The organism is Collinsella sp. CLA-SR-H006 (assembly GCF_040097075.1).
Taxonomy (GTDB): Bacteria; Actinomycetota; Coriobacteriia; order Coriobacteriales; family Coriobacteriaceae; genus Collinsella.
This window is the reverse complement of the sequence record NZ_JBBNPD010000008.1, coordinates 59706-85777: the sequence shown is the minus strand read 5'-3', so window position 1 is coordinate 85777 and position 26072 is coordinate 59706. Positions and strand designations below refer to the sequence as shown.

Genomic DNA, 26072 nt, shown 5'->3' with positions numbered 1-26072 from the left:
GTGCGACCGTCGGCGGTTGCACGTCGCCGCGGACAGGGGCAAATCATGGATAGCAATGCTAAGCTGAACATCTTGACCGATGCCCTAGCTGCTGTCGGGGCCTCGGCATTGGCAATCGATGCGCGTGGGGACGTCGCGATCTCGACCATGAATGACGCGGCGCTTGAGCGGGATGTGGCGGCTTTTGTCGCTGAGCGTCTCGACCGTATAGGAGACGGCGCGCGTCTGGTTATGGGGCGTGAGGGTACGCGCCTGAGCCTGACCGTTCGCCCCACCGACAAAGAGGGCGGGAGGCTTTGGGTCGTTGTGGTCCGCGAGGTGCGCGGCGCCGCGGCGCATGCGGGCATCGAGTGGCTCAACGCCGACGAAGTTGAGGTCCGCTATGAATCGAGCGCGTACGGCATCGTTGAGGGGGCGGCCTCGGTGGCTGTACCGGTTACCGAGAGCTATGCGCGCGGCGTGCCCCTTATGCTCGAGGGCGAGCTGGGAGCGGGTCAGGTCGAGATTGCCAAGCGCCTCTATCTGGATGGCCCTTTTGTCGATCAGCCCTTTGTTTCCGTCGCGCTCGATGAACTCACCGATCGCGGTTGGCGCCATGTGCTCAAAAGCTCCGAATCGCCGCTGTTCCAAACGGGGCTGACCCTTTGCATTGAGGGCTGGAATGCGGTTGGCCCCCAGCGCCTCCGCGAGCTGGTCTCCACGATGACCGACACCGCGTTGGCGACGCGCTGCCATGTGGTGCTGACGGCGAATGACATGCCGGGCGGCGGCGAAAGTGATCAAGCCGCCTTTGTGACCGAGCGCTTCGCCTGTGCGGTGAGCGTCGCGCCGGCAATCGCCGAGCAGGGAGCCGCGTCGACGAAGGTCGCGCGCTATTTGGAATATCTCGCTGATGCATTTGGGACGGCAGCGCCCACGCTGTCTGCCGCGGCGACGAAGACGCTCGATGCTTACCGCTGGCCGCGCAACTATCTGCAGCTCCGCGAGGTCTCGGAACGACTGTATATATTGGTGGGGACGGGCACGGTGGACCGCGCTGTGGCGGAGGAAGTGTTCGCCCAAGAGGACGTGATTAAGACCGCAACCTTTGGCGCCCCGACGCTTGAAAGTGACCTGTATATCCTGCGACCGCTGGCCGATACCGAGCGAGATATCGCGCATCTGGTTGTAGACCATCTCCACGGCAACCGAACCCGTGCGGCGGAGGTGCTGGGCATAAGCCGTACAACGCTGTGGCGCTTGCTGAAGGACGATGACCGTTGAGCGAGGCGCCCGTGACCGCACGCGACGCGTGTGCTACAGTCCAAAGCGTTATTGTTTCGATTTGGTTACGGCGTGCGAGGGCATATGGCTGAGACTTCAAAACCGAGCCGCAGAAGGCGGAGTGCCGCGCCGGTCAACCGACGCACAACATCGGTGACGTGGGGCAAACACGCCTCGGGGTTTGATGGCTCGTTCAAGCGCACTAAATACGGCTATCCTTCGGCAAGCGCCCGCTTGGCAATGCAGGCAGAGTCCTCGCTGTGGGGCCGCAAACGCGTGGTGGGCTCAAAGCTCAAGCACGACGGAACGCTCGGCTACATCAGCCGCGGGGCGGCTCGCCGCAGCGGGCTCAATCCCGCCGGCTGGCATCGCTACGTGCCGATCGTGGCCGCCGTTGCAGTGATCGTCATCGCGCTCGCTGCGCTCGGATATGCCGGCGGTGGCGCCAACTTGGACGCAATGTTTAAATCGCCCGAGCTCGCGCATGTAGGTACAGAAGTTGTCGAGGGCGCTCAGGCCCAGACGAGCGTCGCGCCCCAGCGCGGTATCGTTGCGGCGGCCTCCACCATCGCCGATGTGCAAAAGGACGAAGACAAGCAAGGCGACGACGTCGATGCGAATCAGACGAGCGAAACGGCAATAACTCCATCGGCGGGATAAGTTGCGAGTGGGGCAGCTAATTTGGGACGGGGCTTTTTTAGCTGCCCAAGACAGTGGCTCATTCGATGTCAGTCGCCAAAAGCGAGCGAGCCGCATTTGCGCCAAGGTGACGTGAAATGAGAGGGCGCTGACCTTCTGGTCGCGCCCTCGAAATTGAACGTCAGATTGGCGTGAATGCGGCCCGCGCAGCGTCAACGAGCCCGCCGTTCGGTAGAATGGCGGAACTAATTACCTTACGTAGACCACGTTGTCGCGGCGGGGTTTGGGCTCGGGCAGCGTGTCCTCGGCATAGCCCAGAATGCAGTGACCGACACCGCGCAGGCTGCCGTCGGCGGGTAGACCCCAACTGGCCAGTAGCTCCAGGCCCTCGGGCGAATCGAAAACCTCGTGGGCGCGATGAATCCAGCACGAATCAACGCCCAGCGCATAGGCAGCGTTGAGCAGGTTGCCCATGGCGAGCGAGCCGTCTTCCAGATGTGTGGGCACGCTGCGGTCAACCAGCACCACCACAACGGTCTTGGCGCCATAGAAGGGGTCGCTGTTGCTGCCCATGACTTGCGCGTTGAGCTGCGAGAGACGCTCGACGGTCGCGGGGTCGGTGACGGCGACAAACGTCACCGGCTGGCGGCCCATGCCGCTCGGTGCATATTGGCCGGCTTCGATAATACGTGCAAGCTTTTCGGCCTCGACGGGACGATCGCTGTAGTTGCGGCAGCTGCGGCGGTGAATGAGTGCTTCGATAGTCTCCATGGTGTCTCCTTGCGGTGGCGTTGCAGATGCCCCGTTCATACCCGTCGGGCTCAAACGATAGACGGTCAATTGCCCGGCCAAAAGGATAGATTCCAATTGGGAAAGTAGGTTTGCATAAAAGTACCTTCAGAATGTGACAAACAAATGGGATGGTTAAACGTTTTATCCCGTCTACCCTGCGGTTTTTTACCACTTGCCTAAATGACGAACGCATAACCTCTGATAAAGGTTTTACTAAAGGAGTACCAACGTTTATCAATGCGCCGTGGTGGCGCCGGGCCAGGAGGTAACATCATGTTCCAGGCTGGAGATGTCGTCGAGACCGATTTCGAAGGATTTCTGAAGCTGCTGCGTTCCAAGACGCGCGCTTTCGTGTCGATCAACGATCACGAGTACTACATCACGCACACCGATGGCTATTGGCGTGTTCAGGATTGCGAGGCCCTCAACGACAAGGGCCACTTTACTGACTGTTCTGAGTTGGTCAACACGGTCTGCGAGGTCGTCGAGCTGCCGTGGATTGCCGGCAAGAGCCTGCATGACAGCTTCTCGGGCGCTACGGTCTATGAGGCCGTCGCCGCTTAACAGGCAATAAAACCCGATTTTCACGTGACCGCTGGCGCCGCCCCCGCGCCGGCGGTCTTTTTCTGCCGATAGGCCATAAAAATGCACGCATTTGCGGAGAGCCTGTTGACGATAGTCAAAACTCGGACTAATCTAGAGACACATAATTGGTCAAAAATCGGACAATTGAATGGTGGGATAGATGAATAGTGCGGTTACGCTGGTCGACTTCGATCGGTTGCTCAATGGACTCGACCATATCTATTCGGAGTTCTCGCGCGCCTGCGGCCTTTCGGACTGCGCCTACTGGATGCTCGTCGACACGAGTGCAGCGGGCGGAAGCGTTGCCGTGAGTCGGCTGACGAGTGAATGGTTCTACAGCAAACAGACCATCAATTCGGCGATTAAAACGCTTAGGGCGCGAGGGCTTGCGACGTTGGAGTTTGCCGAGGGCAGTCGTAAAAACAAGGTTGTACGACTGACCGAAGAAGGCGTGCGGTTTGCCAAGCGCTACGCGTTGCCGGCGCAAAAAGCCGAGCAACAGGCATTCGAGGCGCTCGAGCCGTGGGAACAGTGCGAGATCATGCGCTTGGTCGGTAAGTTCTCCCATGTTCTTAACGAAGAGTGCGAGGCATTTAAACGGCAAGTGGCCGCCGAGAACGAGACTGACGATAAGGGCGAGGGGGACGCATGCGACTCTTAATGAGGTTTATGAGGCCGTACCGCGGTCTGATTGCGGTGACGCTGTTTGCGGTGCTGATAGATAACGTCGGTACGCTGTTGGTTCCCACGATGCTGGCGAACATGGTCAACACCGGTATTACCACGGGTGATGTCGACTATATATTACGCAACGGCCTGTACATGCTTATCGCGACCGGCATGGCCAGCGGCGGCACGGTGCTGGGCTGCTATCTTTCGGCGCGCCTGGCCGCCAACGTGGCCTGCGATATCCGCAATGCCGTGTACGACAAGTCGCTCGAGCTGTCCGCCAGCGACTTTGAGCGCTTTGGCACGGGTTCGATGATCACGCGCTCGCTCAACGACATCAACGTGATTCAGCAAGCTGTCCTTCAGACGATTCAGCTGGTGCTGCCGGTGCCGTTCTTGGCCGTGGCAGGCATCATTTTTGCTTGGTTCATCGATCCCGCCATGGGTACGCTGCTGGGCGTGGTGGTTGCGATCGTGCTGGTGGCGGCGGTCTTTACCGTTGCCAACGCCGCGCCGATCTTTATGCGCCTGCAGAGCTTTATCGACCGCATGAACGTGGTGCTGCGCGAGAACATCGTGGGCGTGCGCGTCATCCGCGCATTTAACAAGGAGCGCCACGAGGAGCAGCGCCTGGACGAGGTGTTTAGCGATTACGCGGCCAATGCCATCAAGGTCAACCACCTGTTTGTGGGTCTCGACAGCTCCAGCTTCTTTTTGATGAATATCGCCGAGGTGGCGGTGCTGTGGGTGGGCGGCAACCGCGTGGGCGTCCACGCCATGCAAATCGGTAGCATCTCGGCCGTGCTGGAGTACGCGATCCTGATCCTGTTCTTTGTGATGACGGCGCAGATGGTGATTCTGACGCTCCCACGCGCCGCCGCATGCCTGAACCGTGCGCAGCAGGTGTTGGAGATTGAGCCGAGCATCGTGGACGGCAAGCGCACGCTGGACACGTGCGCGGCGGAGTCTGTTGACGGTGCCGACGCGGTGGCCGTGTTCGACCACATGTCGTTCCGTTTTGACGATGCCGACGAGGATACCCTGTGCGACCTGAGCTTTGCCTGTCGCCGTAGCCAGACCACGGCGATTGTAGGCTCGACGGGTTCGGGCAAGTCGACGGTGGCCAAGCTCTTGCTTCGCTTCCACGATGCCACGAAGGGCGCCATTCGCCTGAATGGCATCGATCTGCGCGACCTTTCGCAAGACGACATCCGCGGGCGTATCGCCTATGTGCCGCAGAAGGCATGGCTGTTCTCGGGTACGGTGGCGAGCAACCTGCGCTTTGGCAACGAAGACGCGACTGAGGCTGACATGCTCCATGCGCTGGAGGTTGCCCAGAGCACCTTTGTGCTCGACCAGCCCCAGGGGCTCGATACGCCGGTGGCCCAGGGCGGCACGAACTTCTCGGGTGGTCAGCGCCAGCGCCTGGCGATTGCCCGCGCACTCATGAAGCATGCCGATCTATATATCTTCGACGACAGTTTTTCGGCCCTGGACTTTAAGACCGATGCGGCACTGCGCCATGCGCTGCAGGACGAGACGTGCGATGCCGCGGTGCTCATCATCGCCCAGCGCATCTCGACTATTTTGCATGCCGATCAGATCGTGGTGCTCAAAGACGGCGAGATCGTGGGCCTAGGCACGCACGACGAGCTCATGGAAACCTGCGAGGTGTACCGCGCAATCGCGGAATCGCAGATGAAGGGAGGTGAGTAGCATGACCGAGGAGCTCAAGAAGCAGGGCATCGTCGATGGCGCTGCGGTTGTAGAGACAGTCGAGGAGACGGGCGTCGCGCCCGACCTGGACGAAGCCGCCAAGGCGGCGGAGCGCGAGGCTCGCCGCCAAGCGCTCTACGAGGAAAACGAACGTGCCGAGGACGAGCGCGCCCGCGCCGAGGCAGAGCGTATGCGCGACGTGGACGACGAAGACGAGGACGAGACGCCTCGGGATACCTGGGCGACGGTGCGCCGCCTGTGGAGTGAGGCTGCCGGCGACCATTGGCGCTTCTATATCGTGTTCGCGAGCATTGTGTTCTATGTCATCTTTAACACCGCCGCGCCGGCATATAGCGCCCGCGTGATCGATGAGCTGTGGGGCCACATTCAGGTGGCGTTTGCCAACGACACCACTTTCAGCATCACCTGGGAGAACTGCGGCAAGACCATTTTCGTCTACTTTATGATCTGGACTGCCGCTGCCTCGTTCTATGCGCTCCAGAGCTTTTTGATGTCGAGCGTCGCTGAGCGTCTCAATCTGCGCCTGCGCAACCGCATCGCGCAAAAGCTCAACCGTCTGCCGCTCGCCTATTTTGACGCGCATCGTCCCGGCGAGGTCGTCAGCCGCGCGACCAACGACCTGGACAAGATGTCCGAGAGCATGCAGCGCGGATTGCTGCAGCTGCTCGTGTCGATCGGCACGGTTGTTGGTGCTGTGAGCGTGATGTTCGTGTTCAGCGTGCAGCTTACGCTCGTCTTTCTGTTCTTTACGGCACTGTCGCTGCTGGTGACGAAGGTCGTCTCGCGCCGCACACACGATGTGACGGGCGAGCGCCAGGAGTGGGTGTCCAAGATTACGAGTGCGGTCGAGGAAGGCTATTCGGGCCGTCTGGTGATCCGCGCGTTTAACCGCGAACGCCAAAGTTCTGCCGAGGTGCACCAGGCCTCGGGCGAGCTGGCACGCGTGAGTGCCAAGGCCGACTTTATGATCAATGCCGTCGGCCCTGCGGTGCGCTTTATCGGCCGTTTGGCGCAGATCGTGATCGCGCTGGTGGGCTGCAGCATGCTGGTTGCCGGTCACATGACCGTCGGCGTGTTCCAGGCGTTCTTCCAGTTTATCTACGAGGCGTCCGAACCCATGACGCAGCTGTCGTTTACCTTCAACTCGCTGCAGAGCGCGTTGGCGAGTGCGGAGCGCGTGTTCGACCTGCTCGATGAGCCCGAGATGGAGGCCGATCCGCTGCCGGACGAGGCCGCCAAGCTGCCGGGTCGCGTTGAGGGTCGCGTCTCCTTTGAGCACGTGCGCTTTGGTTATTCGCCCGACAAGCCGCTTATGCACGACGTGTCGTTTACCGCCGAGCCGGGCCAGAAGATTGCCGTGGTGGGAACCACGGGCGCGGGCAAGACGACGCTCATCAACCTGCTCATGCGCTTCTACGAGATCGACGGTGGCCGCATTACGCTCGACGGTGTGGATACGAGCCGCATGGATCGCGGCGAGCTACGTCAGCAGTTTGGCATGGTGCTGCAAGACGCCTGGCTGTTCGACGGCACGATTGCCGAGAACATCGCCTACGGCTGCCCCGAGGCGACGCACGATGAGATCGTGGCGGCCGCACGCGCCGCGCAGGTCGACTTCTTTGTACGTACCATGCCGCAGGGCTACGACACGCGCGTGGCCAACGATGCCGAAAGCATCAGCCAGGGCCAGCGTCAGCTGCTGACCATCGCACGCGTGCTGCTCAACAACCCGGCGATTCTCATCCTGGACGAGGCGACCTCAAGCGTGGACACGCGTACCGAGCTTGCCATCGGCCGTGCCATGGATGCGCTTATGCGCGGGCGTACGAGCTTTGTGATCGCGCATCGCCTGTCGACGATCGTGGACGCCGACCTGATCTTGGTCATGGATCACGGCAACATTATCGAGCAAGGTACGCATAAGGAGCTGCTGGCTGCCGAGGGTGCCTACGCCGACCTCTATCTGAGTCAGTTCGCATAATGTGACAAAGGGACAGTTCCGCATGTCACATCAAAAAGAAAGACGCGCCGGGGATGGATTCCCTGGCGCGCCTTCTTGCGTTGATGCCGATGTCGTTTTGTGCCGCTTGCGTTCCTAACGCTCGTCCGCGAGCTTGGCGACGAGGGCCTTGAGCTCGGCCACCTCTCGCTCGAGTTCCTTGACGCGGCGGGCATTCTCGGTGATGCCCTGGCGGTTGAGGGCGCTCTGCTCGGCGGCGTCATCGGGCATGTACTCGCGGTGCTGCTTGGCATCGAAGCTCTCCTCAAACACGCGGCAGCCGTTGCGCTTGATAATGCGTCCCGGCACGCCCACGACGGTGCAGTTGTCGGGCACGTCCTTGACGACAACCGAGTTGCCGCCGATTTTGACGTTGTTGCCGATGCGGATGTTGCCGAGCACCTTGGCGCCCGTGCCCACGGTGACGTTGTTGCCTAGGGTGGGGTGGCGTTTGCCGGTCTCGTTGCCGGTACCGCCGAGCGTGACGCCCTGGTAGAGCACACAGTTGTCGCCCACGATGGCAGTCTCGCCGATGACGACGCCCATGGCGTGGTCGATAAAGAAGTGCTTGCCGAGCTGCGCGGCGGGATGAATCTCGACGCCGGTGATATGGCGGGTGATTTGCGAGAGCACACGGGCGAGTGAGCGATGGCCGTGTTTCCAGAGCCAGTGCTCGGGCACGTGGTTCCACTTGGCGTGCAGACCAGGATAGGAAAGGAAGATGACCAGACCGTTTTGCGCGGCGGGGTCCTGCGCCTGGACGGTCTTGATGTCCTCGCGAATGGTATTGATAAAGCTCACTGGCCGCCCTCCCTTAGCGCCATGGCAATGCGATTCACTAAAGTATAGCGATTCGCTAGGGATTAGGAAGGGCGATTTTGCTGTGCTTTGGGCGACAAGTGTCAGTTATGCAAACTTGCTGGTAATGGAGTCATGCTTTTGTGGGGTTGCGCACGAGGGGGCGCCGCAACCGTATACTGGTCAACTTGGACGTGTCCGCGCCCACAACTGAGAGGTTTTACTTCATGGGTTTCATCAATTTTATCGCCGAGCTGCTTAAAGACCCGCGCATCGCGATTGCCAGCTGGATCGCCGCCGGCCCGCTTATGGCCTACGGCTGCGTGTTCCTGATCATCTTTATCGAGACGGGCGTGGTGTTCTTCCCGTTCCTTCCCGGTGATTCGCTGCTGTTCGCCTCGGGTTTCTTTGCCCACAACGGCGGCTTTAACATCGTGGCGCTTCTGGCCACCGCATGGGCCGCTGCCATTTTGGGCGATCAGTGCAACTTTATGATCGGTCACTTCTTTGGCCGCAAGATCATCGCTTCGGGCAAGGTCAAGGCCATGACGCCCGAGCGCATCAAAAAGTCCGAGGACTTCTTGGACAAGTGGGGTCACCTGGCCATCTTCCTGGGCCGCTTTTTCCCGTTTATCCGCACCTTTGTGCCCTTTATTGCTGGCATGGGCGGCATGCACTGGCGCAACTTTGTCGTCTTTAACGTGCTGGGCGGCATTACCTGGTCGACGGTCTTTACGCTGCTGGGCTACTTCTTTGGCGGCATTCCCTTTGTGCAGGAGCACTTTGAGCTGCTGATTATCGGCATCGTTGCCGTGTCGATCATCCCGACCGTGGTCGGTCTGGTTAAGGCCAAGCTGGGCAAATAGAACGCCTAGCTCGAGCCAGCGCGCAGACCGTACAGTTGAGGCCCGTCACTGCTTACGGTGGCGGGCCTCTTTAGCTTCGGTCAAATGAAAATACTTTAGTTAGTTAAAGAAAAACGTTTTATCAGATGCGTGCGGGGAGTACAATCTCGTGCATGCGAATCGACGTGCCATCGGCTTTGATGCTGCTCGCGTGTCCCGTCCGGCTCTACGCTCCGGGCGTGCGACGTTGCGACGCGGTCGGCCTCGGTCCTTGCGTGCGGGTTCGCGAGTATGCAACTGTGTATGTAAGGAGCGACATATGACTGTCGAGAAGAAGGATATCGATTGGGGTAGCCTCGGCTTTGGCTACATGAAGACCGATTACAGCTACGAGGCTCATTGGAAGGATGGCGAGTGGGACGAGGGCGGCCTGACCACCGACCACACCCTGCATGTCTCCGAGTGCGGCGGTATCTTCCATTACTGCCAGGAGGTCTTTGAGGGCCTGAAGGCCTACACCGCCGAGGACGGCAGCATCGTCTGCTTCCGTCCCGACATGAACGCTGAGCGTATGTATAACTCTGCCCAGCGCCTCGAGATGCCCCCGTTCCCCAAGGACAAGTTCGTTGAGGCCGTCAAGCAGGTCGTTTCTGCCAACGCCGCCTGGGTTCCGCCCTTCGGCTCCGGCGCGACCCTGTACGTGCGTCCGTTTATGATCGGCTCCGGTGACGTGATCGGCGTGGCTCCCGCTCCTGAGTACACGTTCCGCATTCTCGTGACCCCGGTCGGTCCGTACTTTAAGGGTGGCCTCAAGCCCGTCAAGCTGCGCGTTTCCGAGTATGACCGTGCCGCACCGCACGGCACCGGCAACATCAAGGCCGGCCTCAACTACGCCATGTCCCTTAAGCCCACGATGGAGGCCCATCGCGAGGGCTATGCCGAGAACCTGTATCTCGACTCCGAGTCCCGCACCTATGTCGAGGAGACCGGTGGCGCCAACGTCCTGTTCGTGAAGGAGGACGGCACCCTCGTCGTTCCTCAGTCGCACACCGACTCCATCCTGCCCTCTATCACCCGTCGTTCGCTCGTTCAGGTTGCTCAGGACCTGGGCATGACCGTCGACCAGCGTCCCGTCGAGTGGGCCGAGGTCAAGGCCGGCACCTTTGTGGAGTGCGGCCTGTGCGGCACCGCTGCCGTCATCTCCCCGGTTGGCGAGATCGACAACAAGGTTTACGGCGCCGACGAGACTGTGACCTTCCCGGCTGGCTACACCGAGATTGGCCCTGTGATGAAGAAGCTCCGCGAGACCCTGACTGGTATCCAGTCTGGTGCTGTCGAGGACAAGCACAACTGGGTTTACACCGTCGCGTAAGCTGTCTTAGCTGTCCGGCCCGAGGGCGACCTTCCTTTCCGGCGCGTCCTCGGACATGAAAGAACCTCCGCTGCGCACTTTGTGCGGCGGAGGTTCTTTCGTCCTGCGGAGTGCGCCGGAAAGGAAGGTCGCCCTTTTGTTTTGCTTCGCGCCATGTGGGGGCGGTGGCGACGTGCATTTTTGCGAGTATTCTGCAATCGAAGGCCCCTGCATACCGGCTTCGGGCAAAAAATCGGGAGTTCTCGATGTTTTCTACGAATGATGGGTGGGGTTACGGGCTGACAGCGTTTGATTTGCAGGGATATTCGCGGTCTTTGGCATTTGTCGTGGCGCCCGAAGCCCTTGGTTATGTTGAATACTCCTAAAAATGCACGACGCTTAGAGGGGGACCTTCGCGAAAAAGGAAACCGCCCCGTCGAAGTGTGCATTCGACGGGGCGGTTTATGCATTTGGCCGATTAAGGATGCGCTGTCAAACTACTAGAACTTGACGGTCGGGGCCTGGCGGGCTGCTTCAGCGGCCTCGAAGCCCTGGCGCTCCTTAAACTGGAAGATGCTAGCAAAGATGACAGCCGGGAACGTCTGAATGGCGTTGTTGTAGCTGAGCACGCAGTCGTTGTAGCTCTGGCGTGCATAGCTAATCTTGTTCTCGGTGTCCTCGAGCGATGCCTGCAGCTGCGTAAAGTTGGTGTTTGCCTTAAGATCGGGATAGGCCTCGGCCACAGCGAAGAGCTGGCGCAGTGCGCCGGTCAGCACGTTGTCGGCTTCCATCTTGGCCTCGGGCGTGGTGGCCTTGACGGCGGTGTTACGCGCGCTGATCACGGCGGAGAGCGTCTCCTGCTCGTGCTTGGCGTAGCCCTTGACGGTTTCGACCAGGTTGGGGATCAGGTCGTTACGGCGCTGCAGCTGCGTATCGATGTTCTGCCAGGCGTTATCGATGCGGTTACGCTTGGTGACCATGTTGTTGTAGATGCCGGCGATGGCGCAGACAATCACAATGACAACAACGATGCCGATGATGACGGTAATCATGATGTCTCCGTTTCGAATGGCCGCGGCGGCATGCGCCAGCTGCCGTTGGTATAACGCTACTAGTATACCCGCAACGTTTTACCGTGCCGAACTTTCCGGTAAGCGTTGTGTTTTCGGCGGGGTTGGCACCGGGGCAAAGCACGCGAGGTACAGGTGTAAGATATGCGACAGATTGACGAGTGTTGTCTTTGTCCTGAGGATGGCGATACCAGTGGACCTTCGCATCAAGAAAACCTACCGCGCCCTGTTCGATGCCTTTACCGAGCTTCTCGAGGAGCATCGGTTTGAGGACCTGACGGTCGCCATGCTGTGCGACCGGGCCATGATTCGCCGCACGACGTTCTACAAGCACTTTCGCGACAAGAACGATTACTTTGCCTTTTATATCGATGAGCTCATGTCGGGCTTGCCGCAAAAACAGCCCGATGAGGCCGGCGCAGTGTCTGCCGAGGACGTGCGCGCGCTTCGGCACGCGATTTTGGACGATGCCATGGATTTGATTCTGACGCACGAGCGGCTCATGGATAACATTTTGGCAAGCAGCATGTCGGGCATGTTGACCAACGTTATTTGCGACCGCATTGCCCGCTCCATCCGCGAGCGTGTGATGAACGTGCTTGCCGAGGATGCCCTGGCCCCCGTGTCACTCGAGACGACGTCCGAGTTTGTCGCCGGCGGTATTATTCGTCTTTTCACGATATGGTGGGAATCGGGCCACGATCTTGAGCGTCGACCTGAGATAGCCGACGTGGTCGATGCGTTGTTTGAGCGGACCATGACACCGGTGCATCACTAGGAGTGGCGGAGAGAGGGGGATTCGAACCCCCGGAACGCTCTCGCGCTCAACGGTTTTCAAGACCGCCGCATTCAACCGCTCTGCCATCTCTCCGTGAGTCGTAATGATAGCATCGTTTTGAATTTGCAACAGGGAAGGCGAACGATGACGATCACCGAAATCGACGAGAAGTTCATGCGCGAGGCGCTGGCGGAGGCTCGCGCCGCCGCTGCGGTGGGCGAGGTGCCCATCGGAGCCGTAGTGGTGCGCGACGGCGAGATCGTCGCGCGGGCGCATAATCGTCGCGAGCTCGACCAGGATCCTTCGGCTCATGCCGAGTTTGCGGCCCTGTGCGCTGCCGCTCGGTCGCTCGGTCGCTGGCGCCTTTCCGATTGCACGGTCTATGTAACGCTCGAGCCTTGCTGCATGTGCGCGGGTCTTATGGTCAACGCGCGCGTGGGACGCTGCGTGTATGGCGCGAGTGATGCCAAGGCGGGCGCGTTGGGATCCCTATACGATTTGAATGCCGACTCGCGCCTGAATCATCGGTTTAACGTGACGGCTGGGGTCCTGGCGGATGAATGCCGCGAGCTGCTGAGTAGCTATTTTGGCGGTCTGCGCGGAGCGGGTGGCGCTGATTGCGGTTGCGGTGCCGATCTTGAAGCACACGCCGCTCACGCCGCAGCGCTTGCAGGTGCCGGTGAGGATGCTGGCACGGCGGTTGACTTTGGCCCTGCGTGCCGCCGGCCTCGCCGTGTGCTGTTGGCGATCGACTCCTTTAAGGGCAGCGTGTCGAGTGCGCAGGCGGAGGCGGCGGTTGCCGAAGGCGTGCGCCGCGTTTGGCCCGATGCCGAGGTGCGCGCATTGCCGCTGGCAGATGGTGGCGAGGGAACGCTCGATGCCGTTGCCGCATGCGGCGGTGAGATTGTGACCTGCGAGGTTGCGGGACCCTTTGGCGATGGTGTGCCTGCCCGGATGTTAGTGGACGGCGAGCACGAGTCGGTTGTTATTGAGATGGCCGAAGCAGCAGGCATCGGGTACTCACCTTGCACGGAATCGGCGGCGCTGGCTGCTACAACCTATGGCGTGGGCGAGCTGATGCTCCGTGCAGCTCGTGTCGGGGTAAAGACTATCTATATTGGTTTGGGCGGCAGTGCCACCAACGATGGTGGCGCCGGCATGCTGCAGGCGCTGGGCGCGCGTGTGGTCGATGATCAGGGATGCGATGTCGCCCCCGGTCTTGCCGGCCTTGAGCAGGTGGCGAGCGTTGATCTGGCGCCCGCGCTGCAGGCTTTGGATGATGCTCGTATCGTTGTGCTTTCCGATGTCGAGAATCCGCTCGTGGGGCGTCGAGGCGCACTGGCGGTGTTCGGCGGGCAGAAGGGCCTGCCGGCGGATGATGTCGAGGTGCTGCGCAGATACGACGGCTGGATGGTCGGCTACGGTCGCTTGCTCGATGCGGCGATTGCCAGAGCTCGAGCCCAGGGGTTGTTGCGCACACCCGAGGGGGCTCGGACATTTGGCTCGGTGCTCGGAGTGCCCGGTGCCGGTGCCGCAGGCGGCCTGGGTGCCGCGCTGCTGGCGCTCGGGGCGGAGCTGCGTTCGGGCGTGGAGACGGTGCTCGATCTCGTGGGGTTTGACGAGCGCGTGCGCGATGTCGACCTGGTCATAACGGGCGAGGGCAATATGGATGAGCAGTCCGCCGCCGGTAAGGCGCCGGTGGGTGTGGCCCGTCGTGCGAAGCGATATGGCAAGCCGGTGATTGCTGTCGTGGGCGGTCGCGCTGATAACCTGGATGCGGTGTATGGGCAAGGCATCGACCTTGTACTGCCGATTTGCCGCAAACCCATGGGCCTGGAACAGGCACTCGATCCGCAAGAAGCCACAACCAACCTCATCTGCGCCGGCGAAGCGGCCGCTCGATCCTACGACCTTGGCCGTATCTAAAACCCATCCCCTCGATAAGTCGCGGTGAAATACGGAGCGTTTTTGCCTTTAAGGGGCCAATTCAGTCCGTATTCCACCGCAACTTCGAGAATGGCCATTCGAGGTTGGCTGCCTTGGGTCTTTGGTCGGACCGTTTGCCACGAAATGCGGCCATCTACTACGTTAAACCGGCCACCCTCGACCATCCCGGAATTTGCAAAAACAAAACCGCAGGTAGAAAGCTTGCCGATTTTCGAAAAAGCCGGCTATGGTTGACCCTTGCGGCCTAAACGTAGTAGATAGGTCCTTTCTGTGGTGCGGCACCAAGCCGGTCATTTTGGGATGGGACTATTTTGACTACTCATTGGCTGCTCTGGCAATCGGGCTGCAAAAGTAGTCAAAAAAGCTCCGTCCCAAATTAGCTACCTTGCTCTGGCGGGCGGGAGCAGGTAAGATATACCGAGCGCCTAGCGCGTTCGATGGGTTCGGATGACGACATGTTCCGAATCTGGTCAGGTCCGGAAGGAAGCAGCCATAAGGAGCCTCTGTCGGGCATCCGAATCCATCGAGCGCACGGGCGCTTTTTGGTGCCGCGACACGGCCCGGCCGGCGGCGAGGTATTTGGTGTCTCGCTGGTCCTCGGCTTCGCCTGCGGGATCGCTCGACTACTAAACACCTCGCCGCCGGCCGGCCCCCGTCGTCCAAAAATCACCCGTAAGGGCGCGTTTATCTAATTTAATCTATCCCTTGCGGAATGCGGCTTGCTGGCGTTGTCTGGGCATTGATGGCTACGTGGTTCAAGAGGCGGCGGTGCTGTTGCTTGAATTTTTGCAGTTAAAGAGGCCCGTTTCCTTAGGTGGGGAAACGGGCCTCTTTTTGTCTCTGGGCTTGTGAATTGGTGAAGGCAGAATGCTCTGTCGGCTATTTTGAGTTCTTGATGCGGCGTGTGGCTGTGGCGGTTATTCCGAGTCCCATGGCGGCGATTCCTGCGAGTGCTATTGCGCTCGGCGCTGCATCGCCCGTGTTCGCGAGCTTGCCGGCGGTCGTATCTGCTTGCTTGCCGCTGCTCGAGTTCGCCTGCTTGGTGGAGCTTGGTAGGGTGTCTTTGCCGGTCGAGGGTGAGCTGGCGGGCTGTGTCGTCTCGGCCGGTTGCGTCGAGCCGGAGGGAGGCGTTGTCTCGGTCGGTTGCGTTACCTCGGGCGAGGTGGCCTTGTCTGCCGCGGCTTTTGCCTCTTCGTATGCCTTGCAGGCGTCGTCATAGGCCGCTTGCGCCTTTTTCAAATTATCGAGGAGCGCATCTCGCTTGGCTGTTTCTCCGTCGAGGTGGGTTTTATTAAACTCTACTTCGCTTTCTAAGAAATAAATCAGGCTTTTCTGACTTTCGAGGCGCATTCGGCAGTGCTCAAGCTTATCTTCACAACGAGATTCTTGCTCTTGTGCATCCATGATCGCCAGTTCCAACTGCCATCTAGTTTCGTAATCCGTGTGGGGGATTTTATTTAATTCTGCCTCAAGGTCTCTTGTTCGGTTGTGGGCCTTATCGCATTCGGATTGGGCTGCATCGATGTCCGCTTGCATGGTAGGAAGGGATTCCTTATATATGGCAGCTCGCGCCAAATTAGTGTCGTAGTTCTTTTGAAAAATGGCAATTTTAGTATCGATTTCCGCAATTTTCTCGGGACTTGCGGCGTCTTTTGCGGCCTCGAGGTTTTTGAGCGCTTCCTGCATGGCTGCATACGCTTTTTCTTTTGCGGCGGCCGCATCTTCCGTCTGCAAGGCAACTGCAGCGGTGGGGGAGCTGGTTTCTGCCGCTATCGCCGTTGCGGGGGCGATTCCCGCGACAAGTGCCGCGGAAAGGGCGATGCCCGCAGTTGCTCGTCTTGCTCTTCTTGCGAGAATGTCGTTCATCTCGGCACCTCATTTCAAGGGTCGGCGACTAACTTGGTAGCACTAATGCAAGTATACCAAGTGGTCGACCCGACACTGGCTGGGTGCGCGCCTCTCCGCTTCTTTGGAAACCGAATCCCATTAGAAATGACGAGTTGTTTACGCTTCTTTTGGGCTCACCGTACTATCATGATTCGGATTGAGTGTGAATGATGATAGGGAGCGCCTATACATGATTGAGCTGCTCAGGCGTTTTGGTGGTAAGTTTCGCCGGTATATGGTGATCGGCCCTGCGTGTAAGCTGATCGAAGTGATCTTTGACCTGCTGACGCCGCTGGTGATTGCCCAGATGATCGATAAGGGTATTGGCGCACACGATGTCAACGCCGTCGTCCACTACGGTATGCTGCTTGGCGCCATGGCTGTGATCGGCATCTCGTTTACGCTCGTCTGCCAAAAGATGGCGGCGCTCACCTCGCAGGGCATGGGCACCGATATCCGCGGTGCGCTCTACCAGCACATCAACAAGTTGAGCTATGCCGAACTCGACCGCTTTGGCACGCCGTCGCTTATCACCCGCATCACCAACGACGTCAACCAGGTGCAGCTTGCCGTGGCGCTGGGCGTGCGCATGCTCATCCGCTGGCCCTTCTTGGCGGTGGGCTCTATGTGCGCGGCCCTCGCCATCGACCTTAAGCTCGGCATGATCTTTTTGATTTGCACGCCCGCCATTGGCCTGGTGTTTTGGTTTGTCATGGCGCGCTGCATTCCGTACTACAAGCAGCTGCAGGCAAAGCTCGACCGCATCGCGCTCATTTGCCGCGAGGGGCTTTCGGGCGCCCGCGTGGTTCGCGCCTTTGTACACGAAGATCACGAGCGCGAGCGCTTTGCCCAAGCCGCCGATGACCAGGCCAATACCGCCATCGCGGTGGGCAAGCTCTCGTCAATCCTTAATCCCGTCACGTTTTTGGTGATGAACCTGGGCGTGTGCGCCATCCTGTGGGTGGGCGGCATCCAGGTCAACGTGGGCGAGCTTACGCAGGGCCAGGTCATGGCGTTTGTGAACTACATGACGCAGACCCTGACCTCCATCGTGTACGTCGCCAACCTGGTCGTGGTCTTTACCAAGGCGAGCGCGAGTGCTTCGCGTATCAACGAGGTGCTCAACTGCGAGCCGAGCATCACCGACGAGGGCGATCAGTCGGTTGCGCTGCCCAAGCCGAGCGAACTGGCGGGTGGCGCTGTTCCGGTCCCCGCGCTGAGCTTGAGCCATGCGAGCTTCTCCTTTGGCGCGGGCGCGGCAAATGCCGTCAACGATGCGACCCTGGAGCTCCCGCTGGGCAAGACGCTTGGCATTATCGGCGGTACGGGTAGCGGCAAGTCCACGCTCGTCTCGCTTATCCCGCGCCTGTACGATGCGAGCACCGGCAGCGTGAGTGTGATGGGCGCCGACGTGCGCACCTGGCCGCTCGACCAGCTGCGCCGTGTGGTCGCGACCGTTCCACAGCGTGCGTCGCTGGTGAGCGGCACCATCCGCAGCAACCTGACCTGGCGCGACGAGGCTGCGACCGACGAGGATCTCTGGGCGGCGCTCGACATGGCGCAGGCGAGCGAGTTCGTGCGCAACAAGCCGCAGGGGCTCGATACCCCGGTCGAGGCGGGCGGTAAGAACTTTAGCGGTGGCCAACGCCAGCGCCTGACCATCGCGCGCGCCCTGGTGGGCTCGCCTCAGGTCCTGATCATGGACGACTCCGCCTCGGCACTTGACTTTAAGACTGATGCGGCGCTTCGCCATGCCATCCGCGAGCGCAGCGTGTGTGGCGCTGCTGAGGGCGGGCTGCCGCTGACTACGGTGATCGTAAGCCAGCGCGTTTCGACCGTGCGCGACGCCGATATGATCTGCGTACTTGACCACGGTTCGGTCGCGGGCCTGGGCGCGCACGATGAGCTCTACACGACCTGCCAGCTCTACCGCGAGATTTGCCAGTCGCAGCTTCGCCGCGAGGAGCTCGAGGGTCAGCAGGGGAGTACGGCGCCCGCGCCCGCCCCAGGCGCCCCGACCGTCCCCACATCCGTCTGCGCAAAGGAGGGCTGCTAAATGAATCCGTACACTTCCTCCGGTTCGGTCGCCACGATGACGGCCAACGTGTCCGGCAACGATAACCTCAACGACCTGGGTGACGGTCCGCGCCAGCTCGGCGATCCCGAGCGCTATCCCGTGGGTGCGGTGACCCGCCGCCTGCTGGGCTATGTTCGCCCGCACCGCGTCTCGTTTGTGGCATCGTTTTTGAGTGCCGCTGTCTCGGTGATTCTGCAGCTCTACACGCCCATTCTCATTGGTGAGGGCATCGACCTGATCGTTGCTGCGGGCCAGGTGGACTTCGATGCGCTGCTGCCGCTCGTTACCAAACTCGCACTCGTCGTGGTGGGAGCGGCGTCCTTCCAGTGGCTGCAGGGCTACTGCGTCAACCGCCTGTCCTACGAGACGGTGCGTGACATGCGCGTGGAGGCGAGCGATAAGCTCAGCCGTATGCCGCTCAGCTTTATCGACAGCCATGCCCACGGCGACCTTATGAGCCGCGTGGTCAACGACGTCGATCAGGTGGGCGACGGTCTGCTGCAGGGCTTTACCCAGCTCTTTACCGGTGTTATCACCATCGTTGGCACGCTCGCGTTTATGCTCTCCATCAACCTGACCATGACGCTCGTAGTGGTGCTCGTCACGCCGCTCTCCATCTTTGCGGCCAGCGCCATCGCCAAACTCTCCAACAAGAGCTTTACGGCGCAGCAGCGTATTCAGGGTCAGCTTGGCGGCCATATCGAGGAGTACGTGGGCGAGCAGAAGCTTGTCGACGCCTTTGCCTATGGCTCGAACGCTCAGCAACGCTTCGATGCCCTCAATGCCGAGCTCTACACCGCGGGCGAGCGCGCGCAGTTTATGGGTTCGCTCTCCAACCCCGGCACGCGCTTTATCAACAACATCATCTATGCCGTGGTCGCCGTGATCGGCTGCGTGGGCGTGATCACGGGCGTGCCTGCGGCGCTTACGGTGGGCGGCGTTCAAATCTTTCTGTCTTATGCCAACCAATACACCAAGCCGTTCAACGAGGTCACCAACGTCATTACGCAGATCCAGACCGCGTACGCCTCGGCGCGCCGCATGTTTGCGCTGCTCGATGCGCGCGAGCAGGAGCCCGACGCGGAGGATGCCGTGGAACTTGCCGTCCCGCAGGGCGAGGTGACCTTTGAGCATGTGGACTTTAGCTACGTGCCCGACCGCAAACTGCTGCAGGATATCTGCATCGAGGCTAAGCCCGGCATGCGCTTTGCCCTGGTCGGCCCCACGGGCTGCGGCAAGACGACGCTCATCAATTTGCTACTGCGTTTTTACGATATCGATGCCGGTCGCATCGCAGTCGATGGCCGGTCTTCGCGTGGCTACACGCGCGCAAGCCTGCGCCGCGCCTTTGGCATGGTGCTGCAAGATACCTGGTTGTTCGAGGGCACCGTGGCCGAAAACATCGCCTACGGCTGTCCCGACGCTACGCGCGAGCAGGTTATCGAAGCTGCCAAGCACGCGCACGCGCACAAGTTTATCGTGCAGCTGCCAGGCGGCTACGATACGGTCATCGGCGAGGACGGCGGCACGTTTAGCCAGGGCCAAAAGCAACTGCTGTGCATTGCGCGCGTCATGCTCACCGACCCGGCTATCTTGCTGCTGGACGAGGCAACGTCGAGTATCGACACGCGCACCGAGCTGCAGGTGCAGGCGGCATTCGACGAGCTCATGGCCGGTCGCACAAGCTTTGTGGTGGCGCACCGCCTGTCAACGATCCGCAACGCCGACTGCATTCTGGTCATGCGCGACGGCCAGATTATCGAGCGTGGCACGCACGACGAGCTGCTGGCGGCAGATGGCTTCTATGCCGAGCTCTACCGCAGTCAGTTTGCCCAGTGAGCAAGCCCGTGGGGCAAATTAATCAATCGGCAGACGGTGGTTTACATCTGTCACGTTAGTACTAAGATATTCATCTAATAAATTGCATTAGTGGCTTTAGTTTTGGGGGAAACGAGGCAACGTGACTATGACGTGCTCTTTGGTGGTTAACAGCAAGAGCGGTAATACCAGGATGGTTTCGGGCGCGATCAAGCGCGCTCTGCAGGCTGCGGGTGTTGAGTTTGTCCATGCCGCGGCGTTGAGCGACGATGCGGATGCAGATCAGGTTGCGCTTGAGGCGCAGGGCGCCTGCGCGGCCGACACGGTGCTCGTCGGTTTTTGGTGCGACAAGGGTGCGTGCACGCCTTCGGTCGCGGCATTGCTCTCCGCCTTGCACGGCAAGCGCGTGTTCCTGTTTGGCACCTGCGGTTTTGGCGCCGACCAGAGCTATTATCAGCAGATTATCGACCGCGTAACTTCCAATTTGGCTGGGGATGCCGAGCTTGCGGGCTGGGCGATGTGCCAGGGCAAGATGGGCCCTGCGGTCAAGCAGCGCTACGAGGCCATGCTCGAGCAAGATCCCGACAATGTCCGCTTTAAGATGCTGCTCGATAACTGGGTCGCCGCAAAGGATCACCCCACCAAGGAAGATCTGGACAACATGGCTGCAGCCGCCAAAAAAGCCGTGCTGGGGGAGTAGCTCCCATCGCTGACGGCGGTCGGTCCATCTTTCTAAATGAAACGTTCTCCCGGGCGTCGGGGCACGAAGTTCCCTGCTCTACAGTCCTGCGCAAGACGAAGGCCACATTAAGTGGCCTTCTTTGCGTGCGGAACTCGCGATGAACTTCGTGCCCCGCCGTCCGGAAGGACGCCTCTTTATTGATGGGAGGCCTGATAGGTCGATGGTTCCGTGCCCGGATGCGTCCAAAGTGGGACGGGCTTTCCGGATGGGCAGGCTTTCGAAAAATGCGTCCCGGAATTTGCCTTTGGAATGGGACGTAGTTTCCCGTTGAGGTGCTTTGCGGAAAGTGCGTCCCACTCTGGGCGGTCGAAGTGGGACACACTTTCCCAAAGGCGCTCCAACGGGAAATTGCGTCCCATTATTCGGTCAAGAAACGGGATGCATTTTCCCAATGAGAGCAAAACCGGAAAATGCATCCCACAATCAGCCCTCAAAGTGGGACGCCGTTTCCCAATGAGGCTCAAGCGGAAAATGCATCCCGGAATTTGCGCTCAAAGTGGGATGCGGTTTCCGGTTGAGGGTCTAAGGGGAAAATGCGTCCCAGAATCGACGCTTGAAATGGGATGCAGTTTCCCGATGAGGCACTCGACGGAAAATACATCCCAGAAATGGCCTTTGAGCTGGGATAAGATTTCCGCGGCATCTCGGATTCTCAAAAATGAGACACGCCGTTGGCGAAAATGAGACACGTGATATCGGGCATCGGATGTATCATTTGCAAAAATGAGTCCACTCCACTCGAATAAAGCGAGGTCCCTCATGTACGTTCCACACCCCCGTATCCGTAGGCTGTCGAAAATCCCGCTTGTTGGGACGGCGGCGCTTGCTGCGTTGATCGCCACGAGCGTCGCCTGCTTCACGGCCACGCCCCAGGTTGCCCAGGCGGCAGACGCGCCCGCAATCACCGATATGACCGAGCAGGATTATCAAGCCCTGGGTCTGGGCACGAGCGAGGACATTCCGGCCGATACCGTTGGCCCCTATTCCACTGATACCCCCACGACGTTTGCCACGCGCAGCGAGGTCTATATGGCAGCTAACGGTAGCCATGGCAATCGCTACACTCTGCGCGACAAGCTCGAGAACGTCGAGCGCGGTGACATTGGCGGCAGCAGCAAACTCACCGATGGCTATGGAAGTGTGTGGGGCGCCGCAAAGTTCTGGCAAAACGTCAACAACTTCGATACGAACAGCGATCTCTACAAGCATAGCGACTACGGTGGCGGCACCTGGTCGTACCTAAGCAACAATGAGTCCTCAACAGTACTCGCCAACGACAACAACGGTTTCTCGGGCATTCACGCCACGAGTGTTGAGTTCTGCAGCGACGCCAGCACGGGCAAAAAGAGCCGCGTTGCCGAGCTCCGTGCCTACGGCGACAGTTCCTCCACGACGATTGACGGCAAGTCATACGCCGGAAAGGTTGAGCTGGTCCTCTACTCGTTTAGCAACGGGCGTACGCGCACTCTCGACACACACCTGCCGGTGACGGTCAACACTAATATGATGTACGAAGGCCGTTTTAAGTACCTGGATGCCGGTTACCTGCAAGAGCACGACGCCGTCTTTGATGTCGAGGCGGGCGATGTCGATGGCGACGGCGTCGACGAGCTTTTTGTCTACGCGGGCTGCTATGTCGACGAGAACGGCGTGCGCAAGGCTGTAGTCGACATGTATGACTTGGAGGGCGGCAACTGGAAGCAAAGCGTCGTCAAGATCGATGCCGGTAACGCCGCGGACTACACCACGCACAACAAGGGCGGGAACGACTCCTGGACGCAGCTTCAGTCAGCTCCTGTCGTTTCGCTAGCGGCCGGCGACCTCGATCGCGATTTTTGCGATGACCTCGCCATCGTGGTCTCGGCACCCTACGGCAAGAAGAATATTGATAAGTCGACGCATTGCGAGCTGTTTTCGTGGGATGCATCCAAGGGTGCGCTCGTCCATGTCGATGCTCTGGGCGACGCGGGCGCAATCTCCCTCTCCGCGAACGGCAAGACCATGGTCGCTGCGAATGCGACGTTCGGCACGTTTGCCGCCTACGATGAAGAAGGAAAGAAGACGGGTGAAACCGTCACGGGCCTTATTCTTGCGGGCTATGACTGGCAACGCAGCGCTTTTGATTACGGCGCTTCTGACGGCAGCAAGGGGCTGTACGGCGCGCTGTACCGCTACGCGTATTTTGACTCGGAGTCTGGCGAGTTCAAGCTTTCCGATTGTAAGGAATACAGAGACGGGCTCCTCGCCTCCTATGGGCTGATGCATGTGCCCAACAGCGCATGGAAGGATAGCGCTCAGGATAAGCGCTATCCGTGCACCTTGGCGCCTATTGCCCTTGCCACTGCCAACCTTGACGGCCTGTCCGAGCAGCTGGCGGTTGACGAGGTGCTCGTGGGCGGCGATGTGTTCCGCGACTTTGCCTGCAACACGGCACAGAGCGGGGCTCAGGGCTTGGGGTCCATGGTCGGAACCATGAGCATGAGCGGTCAGCAATACAACAGCAGCAACAAGCATGACCACAAGGGTATAGAGCAGGTGTGGATCAGCGACGTCAAGGCGGGCAGCGTCTCGGGTTCGGACCGCTATAACGAGAGCTTTATCGCCGTGGTGGGCAAGCACCGCGACGAGGACCTGCGCAAGAACGATGACTACTATTGGATGACCGCCTCGCATTTTTCGCTCGACGAGAACGGAAAGGTGCGCCGCGGCGAGGAGCAGGTGATTAGCGAGAGCAACCGTCGCGGCACTACCTACGGCACATTTATCTCGCTCGCGCTGCCCGATGTCGACAACGACAGCGTCAAGATCACGTACAAGGACCGCTACAAGGTCTATACCAACCCGCGCGTGCTTGCCGTGCTGCAGGATGCGCCCTATGTTGAGGATCTGGAGCAGGCATACGGCTATCTGGTGTTGGGCGGCACGTCATACGGAGAGGAAAAGGGCACGGGGACATCCCGGGGCTATACCATTGGCGCCGAGTTGGGCGTTGCCGTCGAGGTGCAGACCGGTCCGCCCCTGGTCGCGATGAATGCTTCAGTCGATTTTGCCGCCGAGGGATGCTATGACTACCGGAGCGAGCGCACGGTCAGCGCAAGCGTAAGCTATGAGTCGCATGCCGGCGAGGGTGACAAGGCCGTGCTCTACACGATTCCGATGGTCTATTACGAGTATGAGATCGAAAATGAGGAAACTGGTGGCAAGGGCGTGATGGCGGCGCCCGTGTCGCTCGGCGCGCAGACCTCGGTCGTTAATGTCGAGGCCTATGACCGCATTGCCAAACAGCACAATATGACGCCGCTCAGCTACTTTTTGACCAACCGGTCGGGAGAACCCGGAACCTATCAAACGACGCTCAACGGCGAGACTCCCGTTGGGGATTCCTTTGGCCTGGGCAAGCCTGGCGTAACGCGCGCCTACACGCACGATGGGTTTAACGGCGCCGCCGCGCAGTCGGGGGCGAGCATTGAGCAGACCATCGAAGTCGAGGAGGGCAAGGAGCAGGAGCTCGAGCTCGGCTTGACGCTGAACGGCAGCGTTGTCATGGGCGCGAAGCTCGCAAAGCACGAGTTGTTTGGCGGCCTGTGCTTTGGTGCCAACGCCGGCTTTACTACGGGTAACTCCTCGAGTGAATCGACCGAATACGGCGGCACCGTCGACAACCTGCCCGAGGCCGCGCAGGGCAAGTACGGTTTTGTGTGGCGTCTGGGCGTCAACGCGGTGGATGTCGACAAGTTCGAGGCAGACTCGGGCGACAAGCTCGGCACCAAGGACACCGACCAGTTCTGGATCGTGGGCTATGACGTTAAGGACGTCGAGATGCCCGACGCGCCGGCCGTGACGGGCTTTACGGCAAACGCCGTCGATTCGACCAGCGTTACGTTTAGCTGGGACGATGTACTCGCAAACAAGAGTGGCTTTAGCTACGGCGTGGGCATGCTGCAGAGCAATGCGGCGGATGCGGTCGTCAATAGCTGGAAGATTGCCGACAACACGCAGACCTCGCTCAAGTGGGATGGGCTGCAGCCCAATACGGAGTATCGATTCGCCATCGCCGCCGTTAAGAATGGATCCACGACCGAAACAGGTATTCGCTCGGCAATCATCACGGTCAAGACCATGCCCGATGGCATGACGATGACCGTGAGCGGACCTGCGGCGGATGCTGCGGAGGGGTCGGATCTTGGATACGACTCTTCGGTTGAGCGCACGGCGGGAAGCCACCTGACGCTCTCGGCGATTGGCCATGTGAAGCAACTCGGTGCCGACGATAGCGAAACAGGGCTGGCACCGACCTATATGTGGTACCGCAAGGGCTGCGGCGAGACAGAGTTTAAGCTCGTGGGTGCCGATGGCAACCTCGCGGCTGGAACGGCCTCAAAGCTCGAGATTGACCTGACCGCAGACGATGACGGTGCGCAGTATTACTGCCACGTGGGATACAACGACGTGGGCCTCGACACCGGCACGACGCTCGTGAATATCGAGGCCGAGGAGACGGCGCCCACAACGGTGAACGCCACCCCGATCCGCACGCGCCGCTTGTTCTCACAGGCAAGTGCGGGTGCCAAGAAGTTCCTGGACCATACGCTGGTAAACACCGCCGGCCCAACCGATTCCGAAGGCTCAAAGGACCCCGAGACTCCTGAGACCCCGACGAACCCGGACAAGCCCAAGTCCGACAACGGAGCTAAGACCGACACCAAGGTCAAGACTACGACCACAGCGAAGAACCTCGCAAACACCGGCGACCAAACATTCGCCCTAGTCGCCACCGCAGCAGCAGCGGGAGCAACGCTCGTAGTGATAGCCCTCATCATGCTGATCAAGCGCCGCAAGACCCACTAGTAGCCAGTCGAACATATCGACAACCCAAAAACCCGGGTAGCCAAAAAACAGGCCACCCGGGTTTTCTGTTGAGTGGAGACTCCGCAAGCGGAAACTGCATCCCACAATTAGCGCCCGGAACGGGACACATTTTCCGTCAAGCCCTCATCCGGAAAATCCATCCCAGTTTGAGCGCCCAGACCGGGACGCACTTTCCCAAAGGGTCCTCAACGGGAAACTGCGTCCCA

The 26072-nt window shown here is 60.0% G+C and carries 18 protein-coding genes, 1 tRNA gene and 1 other RNA gene; 15 read left to right on the top strand and 5 right to left on the bottom strand.

Features of this window, described 5'->3' with window-relative positions; all coding sequences use genetic code 11:
• Window positions 1–45: 45 nt before the first annotated feature.
• Together AAA069_RS06030 and AAA069_RS06025 are read left to right on the top strand one after the other, a co-directional pair.
• A complete protein-coding gene (locus AAA069_RS06030; RefSeq protein ID WP_349127825.1) occupies window positions 46–1263 on the top strand; it encodes a helix-turn-helix domain-containing protein in 1218 nt (405 codons plus the stop codon).
• Window positions 1264–1347: 84 nt separating this feature from the next.
• Complete coding sequence (locus AAA069_RS06025; RefSeq protein ID WP_022094368.1) at window positions 1348–1923, top strand: hypothetical protein; 576 nt, start codon at window positions 1348–1350, stop codon at window positions 1921–1923.
• A 228-nt stretch (window positions 1924–2151) separates the two neighbouring features.
• Here the strand turns inward: AAA069_RS06025 and AAA069_RS06020 are convergent, their stop codons facing one another.
• Entirely contained in the window at window positions 2152–2673 is a 522-nt protein-coding gene (locus AAA069_RS06020) for a nitroreductase family protein (protein ID WP_138375058.1), read from the bottom strand.
• A 294-nt stretch (window positions 2674–2967) separates the two neighbouring features.
• Here AAA069_RS06020 and AAA069_RS06015 point away from each other — a divergent pair, with 294 nt between their 5' ends.
• The 4 genes from AAA069_RS06015 to AAA069_RS06000 all read left to right on the top strand — a co-directional run bounded on the left by AAA069_RS06015 (window position 2968) and on the right by AAA069_RS06000 (window position 7666).
• Window positions 2968–3258, top strand: coding sequence for a hypothetical protein (locus AAA069_RS06015; RefSeq protein WP_006235631.1), 291 nt, complete (start codon window positions 2968–2970; stop codon window positions 3256–3258).
• Between the two features lie 181 nt (window positions 3259–3439).
• The gene (locus AAA069_RS06010; protein WP_022094370.1) at window positions 3440–3940 is read left to right on the top strand and encodes a MarR family winged helix-turn-helix transcriptional regulator; all 501 of its coding nucleotides are present in this window, start codon (window positions 3440–3442) and stop codon (window positions 3938–3940) included.
• An 8-nt stretch (window positions 3941–3948) separates the two neighbouring features.
• Entirely contained in the window at window positions 3949–5664 is a 1716-nt protein-coding gene (locus tag AAA069_RS06005; RefSeq protein WP_306462811.1) for an ABC transporter ATP-binding protein, read from the top strand.
• A 1-nt stretch (window position 5665) separates the two neighbouring features.
• Window positions 5666–7666, top strand: a complete 2001-nt coding sequence (locus tag AAA069_RS06000; RefSeq protein ID WP_349127824.1) for an ABC transporter ATP-binding protein — start codon at window positions 5666–5668, stop codon at window positions 7664–7666.
• A 114-nt stretch (window positions 7667–7780) separates the two neighbouring features.
• Here the strand turns inward: AAA069_RS06000 and cysE are convergent, their stop codons facing one another.
• Entirely contained in the window at window positions 7781–8485 is a 705-nt protein-coding gene (cysE, locus tag AAA069_RS05995) for a serine O-acetyltransferase (protein WP_349127823.1), read from the bottom strand.
• Between the two features lie 224 nt (window positions 8486–8709).
• Between cysE and AAA069_RS05990 the strand changes: the two genes are divergently transcribed.
• Together AAA069_RS05990 and AAA069_RS05985 are read left to right on the top strand one after the other, a co-directional pair.
• A complete protein-coding gene (locus tag AAA069_RS05990; RefSeq protein WP_349127822.1) occupies window positions 8710–9348 on the top strand; it encodes a VTT domain-containing protein in 639 nt (212 codons plus the stop codon).
• Between the two features lie 298 nt (window positions 9349–9646).
• Window positions 9647–10699, top strand: coding sequence for a branched-chain amino acid aminotransferase (locus AAA069_RS05985; protein ID WP_035138743.1), 1053 nt, complete (start codon window positions 9647–9649; stop codon window positions 10697–10699).
• A 479-nt stretch (window positions 10700–11178) separates the two neighbouring features.
• Here AAA069_RS05985 and AAA069_RS05980 read toward each other — a convergent pair whose 3' ends face one another.
• A complete protein-coding gene (locus AAA069_RS05980) occupies window positions 11179–11730 on the bottom strand; it encodes a LemA family protein (protein ID WP_349127821.1) in 552 nt (183 codons plus the stop codon).
• Window positions 11731–11941: 211 nt separating this feature from the next.
• Here AAA069_RS05980 and AAA069_RS05975 point away from each other — a divergent pair, with 211 nt between their 5' ends.
• Window positions 11942–12526 (top strand): TetR/AcrR family transcriptional regulator, encoded by a 585-nt coding sequence (locus AAA069_RS05975; RefSeq protein ID WP_158557017.1) that lies wholly within the window; start codon window positions 11942–11944, stop codon window positions 12524–12526.
• Between the two features lie 3 nt (window positions 12527–12529).
• Here the strand turns inward: AAA069_RS05975 and AAA069_RS05970 are convergent.
• Window positions 12530–12619 (bottom strand) — tRNA-Ser (locus AAA069_RS05970).
• A 51-nt stretch (window positions 12620–12670) separates the two neighbouring features.
• On the opposite strand from AAA069_RS05970, the gene tadA reads away from it, so the two are divergent.
• Together tadA and ffs are read left to right on the top strand one after the other, a co-directional pair.
• Entirely contained in the window at window positions 12671–14452 is a 1782-nt protein-coding gene (gene tadA / locus AAA069_RS05965; RefSeq protein WP_349127820.1) for a tRNA adenosine(34) deaminase TadA, read from the top strand.
• A gap of 455 nt (window positions 14453–14907) precedes the next feature.
• Window positions 14908–15003, top strand: an RNA gene (gene ffs / locus AAA069_RS05960) — signal recognition particle sRNA small type.
• 349 nt (window positions 15004–15352) lie between these two features.
• Here the strand turns inward: ffs and AAA069_RS05955 are convergent.
• Complete coding sequence (locus AAA069_RS05955; protein ID WP_349127819.1) at window positions 15353–16339, bottom strand: LPXTG cell wall anchor domain-containing protein; 987 nt, start codon at window positions 16337–16339, stop codon at window positions 15353–15355.
• Window positions 16340–16550: 211 nt separating this feature from the next.
• On the opposite strand from AAA069_RS05955, the gene AAA069_RS05950 reads away from it, so the two are divergent.
• From AAA069_RS05950 to AAA069_RS05935, 4 genes are all read left to right on the top strand, one after another.
• Entirely contained in the window at window positions 16551–18416 is a 1866-nt protein-coding gene (locus AAA069_RS05950; RefSeq protein WP_349127818.1) for an ABC transporter ATP-binding protein, read from the top strand.
• Window positions 18417–20276, top strand: a complete 1860-nt coding sequence (locus AAA069_RS05945; protein WP_349127817.1) for an ABC transporter ATP-binding protein — start codon at window positions 18417–18419, stop codon at window positions 20274–20276. It abuts the gene before it with no gap.
• A gap of 127 nt (window positions 20277–20403) precedes the next feature.
• Complete coding sequence (gene bilS / locus AAA069_RS05940) at window positions 20404–20955, top strand: flavodoxin family protein BilS (RefSeq protein ID WP_349127816.1); 552 nt, start codon at window positions 20404–20406, stop codon at window positions 20953–20955.
• An 873-nt stretch (window positions 20956–21828) separates the two neighbouring features.
• A complete protein-coding gene (locus AAA069_RS05935; RefSeq protein ID WP_349127815.1) occupies window positions 21829–25845 on the top strand; it encodes a fibronectin type III domain-containing protein in 4017 nt (1338 codons plus the stop codon).
• Window positions 25846–26072 lie beyond the last annotated feature (227 nt).

What these genes read in the sequence shown, in the direction of transcription:
- bilS (WP_349127816.1), top strand. Translation starts at nt 20,404, where the DNA reads ATGACGTGCTCTTTGGTGGTTAACAGCAAGAGCGGTAATACCAGGATG.
- AAA069_RS06015 (WP_006235631.1), top strand. Translation starts at nt 2,968, where the DNA reads ATGTTCCAGGCTGGAGATGTCGTCGAGACCGATTTCGAAGGATTTCTG.
- AAA069_RS06005 (WP_306462811.1), top strand. Translation starts at nt 3,949, where the DNA reads ATGAGGCCGTACCGCGGTCTGATTGCGGTGACGCTGTTTGCGGTGCTG.
- AAA069_RS05955 (WP_349127819.1), bottom strand. Translation starts at nt 16,339, where the DNA reads ATGAACGACATTCTCGCAAGAAGAGCAAGACGAGCAACTGCGGGCATC.
- AAA069_RS05980 (WP_349127821.1), bottom strand. Translation starts at nt 11,730, where the DNA reads ATGATTACCGTCATCATCGGCATCGTTGTTGTCATTGTGATTGTCTGC.
- AAA069_RS06000 (WP_349127824.1), top strand. Translation starts at nt 5,666, where the DNA reads ATGACCGAGGAGCTCAAGAAGCAGGGCATCGTCGATGGCGCTGCGGTT.
- AAA069_RS06025 (WP_022094368.1), top strand. Translation starts at nt 1,348, where the DNA reads ATGGCTGAGACTTCAAAACCGAGCCGCAGAAGGCGGAGTGCCGCGCCG.
- AAA069_RS06010 (WP_022094370.1), top strand. Translation starts at nt 3,440, where the DNA reads ATGAATAGTGCGGTTACGCTGGTCGACTTCGATCGGTTGCTCAATGGA.
- AAA069_RS06020 (WP_138375058.1), bottom strand. Translation starts at nt 2,673, where the DNA reads ATGGAGACTATCGAAGCACTCATTCACCGCCGCAGCTGCCGCAACTAC.
- AAA069_RS05945 (WP_349127817.1), top strand. Translation starts at nt 18,417, where the DNA reads ATGAATCCGTACACTTCCTCCGGTTCGGTCGCCACGATGACGGCCAAC.
- AAA069_RS05985 (WP_035138743.1), top strand. Translation starts at nt 9,647, where the DNA reads ATGACTGTCGAGAAGAAGGATATCGATTGGGGTAGCCTCGGCTTTGGC.
- tadA (WP_349127820.1), top strand. Translation starts at nt 12,671, where the DNA reads ATGACGATCACCGAAATCGACGAGAAGTTCATGCGCGAGGCGCTGGCG.
- AAA069_RS05950 (WP_349127818.1), top strand. Translation starts at nt 16,551, where the DNA reads ATGATTGAGCTGCTCAGGCGTTTTGGTGGTAAGTTTCGCCGGTATATG.
- AAA069_RS05990 (WP_349127822.1), top strand. Translation starts at nt 8,710, where the DNA reads ATGGGTTTCATCAATTTTATCGCCGAGCTGCTTAAAGACCCGCGCATC.
- AAA069_RS06030 (WP_349127825.1), top strand. Translation starts at nt 46, where the DNA reads ATGGATAGCAATGCTAAGCTGAACATCTTGACCGATGCCCTAGCTGCT.